Origin of the sequence: Legionella sp. PC1000, assembly GCF_014109805.1 — a bacterium.
GTDB classification, from domain to species: domain Bacteria; phylum Pseudomonadota; class Gammaproteobacteria; order Legionellales; family Legionellaceae; genus Legionella; species Legionella resiliens.
In genome coordinates this window covers 280,001-293,141 of the sequence record NZ_CP059400.1, presented here as the reverse complement: position 1 = coordinate 293,141, position 13,141 = coordinate 280,001, and the positions used below count along the sequence as shown (strand labels likewise).

The following is a 13,141-nucleotide window of genomic DNA, read 5'->3' as shown; positions in this document are numbered from 1 at the left end:
ATGTTAAATTTTAAATTAATGTGAAATTGTCTTAAATTTTTTGGATTAAATAATGAGACCATGTAGGTCATTCTTTGTGATGTTCTGTTTTTTCTTGGGTTTTATATTGCAATTCGGGCAACTTAATAATGCTTTTGCAAATCCTCATTTGGGCCACGACTTCAACACGAATGTGGAATCACCCATATCGAGTACATTTATACCCCCGTCAATTACCACACAACCCGTTAGCCAAACAGTAACCGTCGGGCAATCTGTAACCTTCTCGGTAACTGCAACAGGTACGGCCCCTCTTTCCTACCAATGGCAAAAAAATGGGGTAGCAATTGCTGGCGCCACTGCAACAAGCTATAACATACCCAGCGTTGCATTAGCAGATGCAGGAAACTATACCGTTGATGTATCCAATCTAGAGGGTACTGTAACAAGCAGTACTGCAGTATTAACTGTAAACTCCGGAACTCCCCCGTCAATTACCACACAACCCGTTAGCCAAACAGTAACCGTCGGGCAATCTGTAACCTTCTCGGTAATCGCAACAGGTACCGCCCCTCTTTCCTACCAATGGAAAAAAAATGGGATAGCAATTGCTGGAGCCACTGCAGCAAGCTATAACATCCCAAGTGTAGTATTAGCAGATGCAGGAAACTATTCAGTGGATGTATCCAATTCGGCTGGAATTGTAACAAGTAGTACTGCAGTATTAACTGTAAATTCCGGAACTCCCCCGTCAATTACCACACAACCCGTTAGCCAAACAGTAACCGTCGGGCAATCTGTAACCTTCTCGGTAATCGCAACAGGTACCGCCCCTCTTTCCTACCAATGGAAAAAAAATGGGATAGCAATTGCTGGAGCCACTGCAGCAAGCTATAACATCCCAAGTGTAGTATTAGCAGATGCAGGAAACTATTCAGTGGATGTATCCAATTCGGCTGGAATTGTAACAAGTAGTACTGCAGTATTAACTGTAAATTCCGGAACTCCCCCGTCAATTACCACACAACCCGTTAGCCAAACAGTAACCGTCGGGCAATCTGTAACCTTCTCGGTAATCGCAACAGGTACCGCCCCTCTTTCCTACCAATGGAAAAAAAATGGGATAGCAATTGCTGGAGCCACTGCAGCAAGCTATAACATCCCCAGTGTAGTATTAGCAGATGCAGGAAACTATACCGTTGATGTATCCAATTCGGCTGGGACTGTAACAAGCAGTACTGCAGTATTAACTGTAAACTCCGGAACTCCCCCGTCAATTACCACACAACCTGTCAGCCAAACAGTAACCGTTGGGCAATCTGTAACCTTCTCGGTAATCGCAACCGGTACCGCCCCTCTTTCCTACCAATGGAAAAAAAATGGGATAGCAATTGCTGGAGCCACTGCAGCAAGCTATAACATCCCCAGTGTAGTATTAGCAGATGCAGGAAACTATTCAGTGGATGTATCCAATTCGGCTGGAATTGTAACAAGTAGTACTGCAGTATTAACTGTAAATTCCGGAACTCCCCCGTCAATTACCACACAACCCGTTAGCCAAACAGTAACCGTTGGGCAATCTGTAACCTTCTCGGTAATCGCAACCGGTACCGCCCCTCTTTCCTACCAATGGAAAAAAAATGGGATAGCAATTGCTGGAGCCACTGCAGCAAGCTATAACATCCCAAGTGTAGTATTAGCAGATGCAGGAAACTATACCGTTGATGTATCCAATTCGGCTGGGACTGTGATAAGTAGCGCCGCAATATTAACCGTAAATCAATTGAATCAGACTATCATTTTTACTAGCATAGCCCCAACCAATCCTAGTGTAGATGGCAGTACTTATATCCCGACAGCTACTGCTACATCGGGCTTACCCGTGACGATTACTGTAGATACGAGCAGTAGTAACATTTGTTCCATAAGCGAAGGTGTTGTCTCATTTATTGGCGTTGGGAATTGTATTCTCAATGCAAATCAACCGGGTAATGTAAATTATGCTCCTGCTCCTCAAGTACAACAAAGTATGTCTGTCGTTGGTTCATCTCCTCCTGCAATTACCTCAGCAGCTTCAACCACGTTTCCCTTTGGGGTTTCAAGCTCATTTATCGTTACTGTAACTGGATCACCAACGCCTACACTGACAGTAACAGGAACATTGCCAACAGGTATTACTTTCAATTCTTCAACAGGGGTTCTTTCAGGCATTTCTACCCAAACAGGTAATTATCCAATTACTTTTACAGCAACAAATGGTATAGGAAATCCTGCCACTCAGTCATTCATCCTTATCATTTCCGCTTTTACCCCACCCAATCCTACTTCAGATACTTCAATGACTGGGTTAATTAATGCACAAGTAGTTGCTACACAACACTTTGCCGAAGGGCACATAATACAAATAACGGATCATTTACAACAATTACATCGTTTTGATCTTAAAAAAAATAAGGTGACCTTAGGATTTCATACTCCGCTAACTCAGCAATATCAAGAGTATTCTTCCGCTTCTCGAAGGATGATCAACCAATATGATAAACAACAGTTAGCATTCGCTTCTGGTACTGCGCCTCTTATCACATCAAATGAGATTGATAACCAAAATTCAAGTAATTATCCACTTTCAAATTTAGATTCGTATGAATTGAATAACTTAACTCTAAATAGTTTCTTGGTTAATAATCTCTCCATGTCTTTATGGGGTAATGGTAATACCAGTTACGGTAAGATAAATAATCCAGGAAATAGTCGTAATAATTTTACTCTGGAAGGCTTAACGGCGGGAGTTGATTTTCAAGCTAAAGAATCACTGATTGCAGGTTTTGCTGTAGGATATGCAACTGACAAAAGTTCAATTAATCACTTTACTTCTGTAAGCAACGCCCATCAATTATCCCTCACCGGCTATGCCACCTACCAGCCCATAAATAATTGGTTTGTGGACGCATTAATAGGTTATGGAGAGCCTAAATTTTCAAACAGACGCCGGTCAGAGCTCAGTGGTGAAACCCTTCTTAGTAATAGAAATGGTAAAATGACTTATGGTTCTTTGAGTATATCTAATTTATTCACAATAAAAACTGTAATTACTCAATTATTTTGCCGCGCTGATATAGTATCTGCCGAACTAAACCAATTTGTGGAACAAGGTGGCCCTATGGCGCTAACTTTTAACTCTTTGGATTCCTCAAATACATCATGGTCTACAGGGGTTTTTCTATCAAAAATCATTGCATTTGAAACTTGGATACTCACTCCATCCGCAAGAACTCAATACAGTTACAACTCTGGAGGTAATAAATCCCAAGAACTCTTTTATACGAATTTAGGCCCAGAATTCAATTACAATTTTATTGTGGGTAACCTTCCTCAAAATATGGGATCGCTGGGTATTTGGCTTGATTTAACAAAGAAATCAGGAGGTAGCATTGCTCTTGGATGGGTAGGTTCTACCGGTTCTTCAAATTATTCAATCAATTCAATTCAATTAAAAGCAGCATATCCAATAGGGTAGTTGCAATAAAAATTAATGCTGATTGACTTTAGAATCCTCATCCCTATTTTTGAGGATTTTAAAGTTGACCCATTACGTTACAATTTATTTCTTCAAGAAAAATGTATTATATTAACGTGAACACTGAACTATTACATATCAGCCACGTAGAAAGTGTAAATTAGGCTTTGCCCCACCAGATTCCCGAACGATGCTTTTAGCTCATTTTTATCTATAAGAACTTTGGGTGATGACATGCATCATTACAATCTGTCTTGGTTTTTTCTACTTGGATGGTTACATGTTGAATATTAAATTCATGCCGTAATTGTTCAACCCATTCAGCCCTTAATGCATCAGAAAGCTCTTCATCAGGCATGTGTAAATGGACTGACATCGCATTTTCCTGGGTACTGAGCGCCCAAATATGTAAATCATGAAATCCTTTTACGCCCGGTTTGCTTAATAGAAAATCACTCACAGCCGTCCAGGAAATATTATCTGGCACTCCATCTATAATTAATCTGAAACTCCCTGCAAATAAAGTCCAGGTACCCTTGAGCATAATTAATGCAATCAACAAACCGACTACAGGATCTATCCAAAGCCAACCAGTCCAATACAATAATGCCGCTGCCAAAACTACGCCAACTGAAACTAAAGCATCATAAAATAAATGTAAATAAGCACCTCTAATATTTAAGTCATCAGAACCGTGCGCAAACAATAATGCAGTAGTCGAATTAATTACAATACCTATCCCTGCGACGATCATTACGGATAAAGCCTGTATCTCTGTTGGTGAAAATAATTTATAAATAGCATCAGTAGCAATAATTCCACATGTAAAGACTAACAAGATCCCATTTGCTAATGCTGAGAGAATTGATATTTTTTTTAAACCATAAGTCGCTTTCATCGTAGGTGCGCGTTTCATAAGTACTGTAGCAATCCAGGCTAAAACCAAACCTAAAACATCACCTAAATTGTGAAACGCATCGGCCAATAAACTGGTCGAATTAGATAAATAGGCAAAAACAATTTGTATGATTACAAAAAGACCATTGGCTATTATGGAAATGATAAACGCTTTATTATAGGTCGCCGCAGTATGTTCTTGCCCATGATGATGGTGATGATGGGAACCCCCGCCGTGTGAGTGCATACTCATAACGCACCTTCATCTTTTTGTTCTTCAGAATAATAATTAATACCAATTTTTATTCGATTACGTTCTTTTTGTTTACGCCAAGCATTTGTATCACGTAAAGAATACACGCATCCACAATATTCCTGCTTATAAAATCCTTCGCGCTTGGCAATTTCATACATACGTTCTGAACCCCCATTTTTTCGCCAATTATAGGTCCAATATTCCAGATTGGGATATTTGTTTGCAGCTCGAATACCGCAGTCATTAATTTGATTCATATCTTTCCAGCGTGAAATTCCCAAAGAACTGCTGATCACAGGAAAACCATGTTCGTGAGCATATAGGGCTGTGCGTTCAAAACGCATATCAAAACACATGGTGCATCGTTTACCCCGCTCAGGTTCCCATTCCAAACCCCTAGCCCGAGTAAACCAATTATCTTTGTCATAATCTGCATCAATAAATGGGATATTGTGTTTTTGTGCAAAATTAATGTTTTCATCTTTTCTGATTTCATATTCTTGAACAGGATGAATGTTCGGATTATAAAAAAAGATAGTGAAATTAATTTCTGAACTGAGGAGCGCTTCCATAACCTCGCCAGAACAGGGGGCACAACAGGAATGTAATAACAATTTATCTGCACTGTTAGGTAGTTCTAATCGCTCTCTTTGCGTCATTTTGTTACATCCGGCAAATTTATAAAATGGTGACGATAATATACCAATTCTGCAATGGAATCTTTAATATCATCTAATGCAAGGTGTTTTGATTCTTTAACCACCCCATTTAACAATTCAGGTCTCCAACGTATGGCCAACTCTTTTAATGTACTCACATCCAAATTTCGGTAATGAAAAAACGCAGCGAGATCCGGCATGTACTTATACAAAAATCGCCTGTCCTGGCACACGCTGTTACCGCACATTGGTGATTTCCCCTTATCCAAATACTGCTTGAGAAATTCAATGGTTGATTGTTCTGCTTTTGCCTCGCTGACTTGACTTTGCAAAACTCGAGTGACTAAACCAGATTGTCCGTGTTGTCGGGTATTCCAGGAATCCATTCCATCCAGCAATACTTTAGGTTGAGAAATAGCAAAAACCGGTCCTTCAGCAATTATATTTAAATGGGGATCCGTCACCACCGTAGCTAGCTCAATGATCCTGTCTTTTTCAGGTTCAAGTCCAGTCATTTCCAAATCTATCCAAATTAAATTTTGATTATTTTTCATTTGTCTTCCAGGAGTTTAGTATCAGTTCTACACAAGCCACTCGTCTTTGATGCAAGGCTTGTTTAATTGCATCACCCTTATAACCTTCAGCAATAATCGTTTGGCTATTTACTTTAGCGCACTCAGCGAGTACGTAATCCCATAGTTTACTCTGTCGGTAATCAATATCTCGGCCACAACCTTTTGCATCAGATTCACAAGCAATTAACATATTATAGAAAAGTTGTGGCCGACGAAATGCATCGCATTGTTCCAAAAGTTTTACAATAGTACTGGCTTGCAACTCAAATAAACGATGAATATTCAAATGAAATCGTGAAACCATAGTTGCGAGAGTACGATAATCATTAGGAATCCGTAAACGAGAACACAAAGCATCAATAATAGGAACACCTCGTTCTTCATGACCATGATGGCTTGGCCAATTGTGTGTTGGCGATAAAGCCTTACCTAGATCATGAACTAATGCAGCAAAACGGATCACCGGATCTGAAGTTAACGTCACTGCAGCGTGCAAAACCAACAAAGTATGAACTCCAGTATCTATTTCATGATGGTAGCGATAAGGATTAGGAATACCAAACAGCGCATCAAGTTCAGGCAAAATTATACGCAATGCATCACAAGAGCGTAAGGTCGCAATAAATTGTTCTGGATTTTTTTCCTCCAGACTTTTTTGCCATTCCTGCCAGACTCGTTCAGCCACCAAATGAGCCAATTCACCTCGTTGAACCATTGTATACATCAATGAACGTGTTTCATCAGCTAATTTAAAACCCAAATGGTGAAAGCGTGCGACGAAACGGGCAACACGCAGCACACGCACAGGATCTTCTATAAAAGCAGGAGATACATGACGGAGTAACTTAGCCTCTAAATCTTTAAGCCCGTTGTAGGGATCAATGAGTCGCCCCTGTTCATCCCGGGCCATTGCATTAATGGTTAAATCACGTCGGACTAAATCCTCTTCCAAAGTTACATTTTTATTAAAATCACAAGAAAAGCCGTAATATCCAGGCGCTGATTTTCTTTCTGTTCGTGCTAAAGCATATTCCTCACTGGTCTTGGGATGCAAAAAAACAGGGAAATCACGACCAACTTTTCTGAACCCTTTTTTTAGTAACTCCTCAGGACTACAGCCTACAATAACCCAGTCGCGTTCCTTAACTGGAAGATTTAATAATTGATCACGAACAGCACCACCAACCAAGTAGACTTTCATTAAATTTAATTTACCTTCATACTGTATGATTATTTAGCTCTGGCTTTTCTCCCTGAGCTAAGGATATTTTTAATAATTATAATATAGATCAGAACGATGAGTAAAAGACGTATTAGTAAACAACAATCTGCCCGTATTGAAAAAATCCAACAAAATTATCATGAAAATAAAACAAGTCATGATGATCTGGCTGATGGTTTAGTCATTACTCGCTTTGGCAAGCACGTTGTAGTCGAAGACAATCAAGGGAAACAGATACATTGTTCCATCAGGCCAAACCTAGAAACAGTGGTAGCCGGGGATAGGATAATTTGGCAAGTAGAGGGAGTAAATCAAGGAGTGGTAGTCAGCCTCTACCCACGGAGCAGTGTCTTGGCAAAACCAACCAGTTCAGGGCAGGTAAAACCTGTGGCAGCGAATATTACGCAACTCATTATTGTTATCGCACCCAAACCAGAAATATCTTGGCCATTGCTTGATAGCTATTTGGTTATGGCTGAAACACTGCACTTACATGCAGTAATTTTATTAAATAAAACCGACTTACCCTGTGATTCTCTTAAAGAACAATTACTTCTGGACTATGGAGCTCTTAATTATCCTATTCTACTGACTAATAAAAACTATTCTGAGGGCATGGAGCAACTCAAACATAGATTAAATCATCAAATCAGTGTTTTTGTAGGTCAATCTGGAGTGGGGAAATCATCGCTTATTTCGAGTATTCTACCTCACGAACAAAATATCTCGATAAATGAAATTTCTGAAATATCAGAATTAGGTCGGCATACCACGAGCAATTCTCGCTACTATCATCTACCCAGCGGCGGGGCTTTAATTGACTCCCCTGGAGTAAGAGAGTTTAGCCTATGGCATATAGATACTGCTGAAATTGTACGCGGTTACCCTGAGTTTAGGCCTTACGTGTCGCAATGCAAATTTCGTAATTGCAGTCATAAAGACACCCCGCATTGCGCCATTATTAAGGCCAAAAATGACGGCTTGATTTCAGAAAAAAGATATGAAAATTTCCTCAAGCTCTGTACACAATATACTAAATAAAACCTATTTCGCAACCAAACTGACCATTTAAGTCCTGGATGAAAACAAAGCTATAACTCGTAGATCGCTCGCTTAATCCCTCTTCTCAATTCGATTAAGGACTGTAAAATTTCTAAGTATATTGAGCTATATAATCAAGGGTAGTTCTGCCGCTATTCTTAGCCTTTTCTTTTTGTGTCGCGGTTAAAATAGGTTGGCCTATTTTAAATAAGTATGTACTTATACTCTCTGCTTTTCTAGGCTCCATAGAGAGTCCAGATAAGTAAGTTTTATACGCAACAATCATTGATTCAACATCCTTTGCTTTTTCAGGCAAATTAAATAATTTAACCCTGTCTAGCTTATTACGGGTACGAGAGAAAAAACCTGACGACGAACTATCAATAGCTTGACCCAATTGAGCTATTTGTTCATTGATATGTTTAGTGCAATTACTGAGAAATTGAGACTTTGCGATTTCTAAATTACATAATTTGATTAAAATCAATAACCGCTTAGAGTGGTCTTTGTTTAATCCATTAAGGAATTCAGTAAATAAGATATTGACACGAAACTGCTTCATGAGATCATTCTGGTTTTGAGCATAAGTTTGAATTATGTCATCTAATAAATGATTAATCCGCATTTGCACCGACGGATTCTTTGTATCAAAAAGCTGTAATGCGTTAAATAACAATTCTGGCTCAAACCAGTGAACACCTAGTTCGTTTAGCTTACAATTTTGCACTAACTCCAACCATTTAGTTGTTGATCGATCACGAGTAAACCATGTACACCAACTATTATCTCTCCGTGCAGGAATAACAATATCCTCGATAATTTCTGCATAAGCTGTTTCCAAAGCTTTAGGCTTATTCGCTGCAATAAGTGGCAACAAAACAGTAAAAATTCCATATGCTTCTGGAAAAACGTTATTTTTTTTATCCCATAAACTGTGAGTTTGCCGGGTGAAGAAAATCGAAAGTTCAAATTGAGTAGTAAATAATGAAACAAGTAGCTTGCAGCAATTCACAAAAGCATCTGTTTTAATAAATTGCTCCTTTTCGCTTTCTTCAGCAGAAGTTTGATAAACAGGTTGTAATTCCATACTTGAGGCTTTTAAATCGGAATTATATTCAAATAACCATTTGCCGAGCATTTGTACTTCATAATTTATCTCATTATAACTATTTGCAGTTTGAAGCGCGATAAATAAATCCAACAAGTACTCTTCATTTTCCTTATACTTAATTTTCGTACCATACAAGAAATTCACATCAGCTAAATTATAATCATATAAGCGGCGGAAAAGATTATTAATCTCCATTTTGAAATGTGCAAACGGTGACCCTTCCGCTTTCATATGACAGTATTGTTCAATTAACTCCAGTAAATGAGGCAAAAAAGCTATAGGCATGCGGCCATGATTTCTTAAATTAACAAAAACCTTTTTACGCATAAGATCCCAAAAATTTTTGAATCGTTCAGAGTCTACGGCTACTTCTCGAGAAGTTTGTTTGCATAATTTGAGACGAGCCAATTCATCTACCGTAACAACGCTTAGTTTTTTATTTTCTCTGTAGGTCGATAACTCAAACTGCCAACTTTCTAGGTGCTTACAAAAGCTCAATTTTCTATATAGAGTTTTCCCGCCATGACCAAGATAAAAATTAAAGAGATTTACAGTTTCATCAAGCGATGAAAAATCATTTAAATCCTTTTCATTGATTAAAGTTGGTATTAGAATTTTTAAATAATTAATCCTCACTAAGGGAGCCAGTTCTTTAGCCAGATCGATCCAGTGTTGATTAATAACCGAGGGATTACGTGTATAATCATCATCACGATCGACAATTGCTTCCCAGCGGCTTTTATAGCAAGTAAGAAGGAAATTAAAATCATCATGGGTCAAATTGTCACTGGGTCCTCGTTTCGAAAAACGACCAGAAAGACATTCATGTAACTTTGCATCACATAGAATGAGAGGGTTTTCCTTTTCTAGAGTTTGAATAAAATCCAAAATTCGTTGGACTAACATAAACTACAACCTATCCTTAAATAAAATTAACTTAAACTAAAGTCACATAAAAATCAATTATTTAGACTTTACAAGAAATAACAGTAATACGGAAACTAAATTAAAAGCAGACAAGAATATATTTCAATTCATCGTGCTCATAGAAACGGCCTAAAAGCTGTGAGTCATTTATAGTTATATAGTGCAGAAAAAAAAAGCGGCCGTAAAGCCGCTTTCTAAGAATAAAACCCTGGCGATGACCTACTTTCACATGAGGAAACCTCACACTATCATTGGCGCGGGTTCGTTTCACTTCTGAGTTCGAGATGGATTCAGGTGGTTCCAAACCGCTATGGTCGCCAGGAAAACTGGTTTTGCATTGATTGTCAGGCATTATACCTCAATCAAGCATTAGGTAAATAAAGAAGTACACTATTTGTTGTTTCTCGTATCCGTATTCGCAATCAAAATCTGAAGTAACTCAGATTATATGGTCAAGACAATCAGCCAATTAGTACAAGTTAGCTTCACACATTACTGTGCTTCCACACCTTGCCTATCAACGTCGTAGTCTTCAACGGGCTTCATGGGAAAACTCATCTTGAGGGAGGCTTCCCGCTTAGATGCTTTCAGCGGTTATCCCGTCCGAACTTAGCTACCCGGCAATGCCACTGGCGTGACAACCGGTACACCAGAGGTTCGTCCACTCCGGTCCTCTCGTACTAGGAGCAGCTCCTCTCAATTTTCCTACGCCCACGGCAGATAGGGACCGAACTGTCTCACGACGTTCTAAACCCAGCTCGCGTACCACTTTAAATGGCGAACAGCCATACCCTTGGGACCTGCTTCAGCCCCAGGATGTGATGAGCCGACATCGAGGTGCCAAACACCGCCGTCGATATGAACTCTTGGGCGGTATCAGCCTGTTATCCCCGGAGTACCTTTTATCCGTTGAGCGATGGCCCTTCCATTCAGAACCACCGGATCACTAAGACCAACTTTCGTTCCTGCTCGAGCCGTCACTCTCGCAGTCAAGCACCCTTATGCCTTTACACTCTTGGTACGATGTCCGACCGTACCGAGGGTACCTTTGTGCTCCTCCGTTACTCTTTGGGAGGAGACCGCCCCAGTCAAACTACCCATCATACACTGTCCTTATCCCGGATTACGGGACCAAGTTAGAACCTCAATAACAACAGGGTGGTATTTCAAGGTTGGCTCCATGAGAACTAGCGTCCTCACTTCATAGCCTCCCACCTATCCTACACAGTTATCATCAAAGTCCAGTGCAAAACTATAGTAAAGGTTCACGGGGTCTTTCCGTCTAGCCGCGGGTACACTGCATCTTCACAGCGATTTCAATTTCACTGAGTCTCGGGTGGAGACAGTGTGGCCATCGTTACGCCATTCGTGCAGGTCGGAACTTACCCGACAAGGAATTTCGCTACCTTAGGACCGTTATAGTTACGGCCGCCGTTTACCGGGGCTTCGATCAAGAGCTTCTCCGAAGATAACCCCATCAATTAACCTTCCGGCACCGGGCAGGCGTCACACCCTATACGTCTTCTTACGAATTTGCAGAGTGCTGTGTTTTTAATAAACAGTCGCAGCCACCTGGTCTCTGCGGCCCTCTTCAGCTCAGAAAGTAAATCTCCTCACCAAAAAGGGCGTACCTTCTCCCGAAGTTACGGTACCATTTTGCCTAGTTCCTTCACCCGAGTTCTCTCAAGCGCCTTAGTATTCTCTACCTGTCCACCTGTGTCGGTTTGCGGTACGGTTCTCTATAAGTTATGGCTAGCAGCTTTTCCTGGAAGCCGGGCATCAATGACTTCGCTGTACACCGAAGTGTCAGCACCATGTCGCACCTCAGAGTTAGTAATGGTCCGGATTTGCCTAAACCATCCCCCTACATGCACATACCAGGACAACCAACGCCTGGCTCATCTAGCCTTCTTCGTCCCCACTTCACCACTTATAAAAAGTCCAGGAATATTAACCTGGTTCCCATCGACTACGCTCTTCAGCCTCGCCTTAGGGGCCGACTCACCCTGCTCCGATTAACGTCGTGCAGGAAACCTGGGACTTCCGGCGTGAGGGCTTTTCACCCTCATTATCGTTACTCATGTCAGCATTCGCACTTCTGATACCTCCAGCAGACTTCTCAATCCACCTTCATCAGCCTACAGAACGCTCCCCTACCACGTGTACTTAGTACACATCCGCAGCTTCGGTGACTAGTTTTAGCCCCGTTACATCTTCCGCGCAGGCCGACTCGACCAGTGAGCTATTACGCTTTCTTTAAAGGGTGGCTGCTTCTAAGCCAACCTCCTGGCTGTCTGTGCCTTCCCACATCGTTTCCCACTTAACTAGTACTTGGGGACCTTAGCTGGCGGTCTGGGTTGTTTCCCTCTTCACGACGGACGTTAGCACCCGCCGTGTGTCTCCCGTGATTCAATTAGCCGGTATTCGGAGTTTGCATCGGTTTGGTAAGCCATGACAGCCCCCTAGCCGAAACAGTGCTCTACCCCCAGTAATCATTCACGAGGCGCTACCTAAATAGCTTTCGGGGAGAACCAGCTATCTCCGGGCTTGATTAGCCTTTCACTCCTAGTCACACGTCATCCGATAATTTTTCAACATTACCCGGTTCGGACCTCCAGTTGGTGTTACCCAACCTTCATCCTGCACATGACTAGATCGCCCGGTTTCGGGTCTACTCACAGCGACTCGCGCCCTATTCAGACTCGATTTCTCTACGGCTTCCTTATTCAGTTAACCTCGCCACTGAAAGTAACTCGCTGACCCATTATACAAAAGGTACGCAGTCACATCTCCGAAGAAATGCTCCCACTGCTTGTACGCAAACGGTTTCAGGTTCTATTTCACTCCCCTCTCCGGGGTTCTTTTCGCCTTTCCCTCACGGTACTGGTTCACTATCGGTCAGTAAGTAGTATTTAGCCTTGGATGATGGTCCACCCATATTCAACCAGGATTACACG

The 13,141-nt window shown here is 41.1% G+C and carries 7 protein-coding genes and 2 rRNA genes (1 of these 9 only partly in view); 2 read left to right on the top strand and 7 right to left on the bottom strand.

All coding sequences use genetic code 11. From position 1 onward, the window contains the following. The first annotated feature begins 52 nt into the window (after window positions 1–52). Complete coding sequence (locus FOLKNPGA_RS01310) at window positions 53–3,496, top strand: immunoglobulin domain-containing protein (RefSeq protein ID WP_182351393.1); 3,444 nt, start codon at window positions 53–55, stop codon at window positions 3,494–3,496. Between the two features lie 211 nt (window positions 3,497–3,707). Here FOLKNPGA_RS01310 and FOLKNPGA_RS01305 read toward each other — a convergent pair whose 3' ends face one another. Genes FOLKNPGA_RS01305 through FOLKNPGA_RS01290 form a run of 4 tightly spaced genes read right to left on the bottom strand, consistent with a single transcriptional unit; the run spans window position 3,708 to window position 7,084 of the window. Next, window positions 3,708–4,646, bottom strand: a complete 939-nt coding sequence (locus FOLKNPGA_RS01305) for a cation diffusion facilitator family transporter (protein WP_182351392.1) — start codon at window positions 4,644–4,646, stop codon at window positions 3,708–3,710. Beyond that, entirely contained in the window at window positions 4,643–5,308 is a 666-nt protein-coding gene (locus FOLKNPGA_RS01300) for an epoxyqueuosine reductase QueH (RefSeq protein WP_182351391.1), read from the bottom strand. Before FOLKNPGA_RS01300 ends, FOLKNPGA_RS01305 begins: the two co-directional genes overlap by 4 nt. After that, window positions 5,305–5,862 carry an oligoribonuclease gene (orn, locus tag FOLKNPGA_RS01295; protein ID WP_182351390.1) on the bottom strand — a complete coding sequence of 186 codons (558 nt, stop codon included), beginning with the start codon at window positions 5,860–5,862 and terminating at the stop codon, window positions 5,305–5,307. The genes FOLKNPGA_RS01300 and orn overlap by 4 nt, the downstream gene beginning before the upstream one ends. Continuing rightward, the gene (locus FOLKNPGA_RS01290; protein ID WP_182351389.1) at window positions 5,852–7,084 is read right to left on the bottom strand and encodes a multifunctional CCA addition/repair protein; all 1,233 of its coding nucleotides are present in this window, start codon (window positions 7,082–7,084) and stop codon (window positions 5,852–5,854) included. The genes orn and FOLKNPGA_RS01290 overlap by 11 nt, the downstream gene beginning before the upstream one ends. A gap of 96 nt (window positions 7,085–7,180) precedes the next feature. On the opposite strand from FOLKNPGA_RS01290, the gene rsgA reads away from it, so the two are divergent. Next, on the top strand, window positions 7,181–8,146 hold the full coding sequence (gene rsgA / locus FOLKNPGA_RS01285) for a small ribosomal subunit biogenesis GTPase RsgA (protein ID WP_182351388.1): 966 nt from the start codon (window positions 7,181–7,183) through the stop codon (window positions 8,144–8,146). 112 nt (window positions 8,147–8,258) lie between these two features. Here the strand turns inward: rsgA and FOLKNPGA_RS01280 are convergent, their stop codons facing one another. The 3 genes from FOLKNPGA_RS01280 to FOLKNPGA_RS01270 form a co-directional block, all read right to left on the bottom strand. Continuing rightward, entirely contained in the window at window positions 8,259–10,163 is a 1,905-nt protein-coding gene (locus FOLKNPGA_RS01280) for a hypothetical protein (RefSeq protein ID WP_182351387.1), read from the bottom strand. Between the two features lie 227 nt (window positions 10,164–10,390). Continuing rightward, window positions 10,391–10,506, bottom strand: a 5S ribosomal RNA gene (rrf, locus tag FOLKNPGA_RS01275). Window positions 10,507–10,632: 126 nt separating this feature from the next. Continuing rightward, window positions 10,633–13,141: ribosomal RNA gene (locus tag FOLKNPGA_RS01270) — 23S ribosomal RNA — on the bottom strand; it runs 388 nt beyond the window's last position.

Coding starts and splice junctions, on each gene's coding strand:
- FOLKNPGA_RS01280 (WP_182351387.1), bottom strand. CDS start 10,163: ATGTTAGTCCAACGAATTTTGGATTTTATTCAAACTCTAGAAAAGGAA.
- orn (WP_182351390.1), bottom strand. CDS start 5,862: ATGAAAAATAATCAAAATTTAATTTGGATAGATTTGGAAATGACTGGA.
- FOLKNPGA_RS01300 (WP_182351391.1), bottom strand. CDS start 5,308: ATGACGCAAAGAGAGCGATTAGAACTACCTAACAGTGCAGATAAATTG.
- FOLKNPGA_RS01290 (WP_182351389.1), bottom strand. CDS start 7,084: ATGAAAGTCTACTTGGTTGGTGGTGCTGTTCGTGATCAATTATTAAAT.
- FOLKNPGA_RS01310 (WP_182351393.1), top strand. CDS start 53: ATGAGACCATGTAGGTCATTCTTTGTGATGTTCTGTTTTTTCTTGGGT.
- FOLKNPGA_RS01305 (WP_182351392.1), bottom strand. CDS start 4,646: ATGAGTATGCACTCACACGGCGGGGGTTCCCATCATCACCATCATCAT.
- rsgA (WP_182351388.1), top strand. CDS start 7,181: ATGAGTAAAAGACGTATTAGTAAACAACAATCTGCCCGTATTGAAAAA.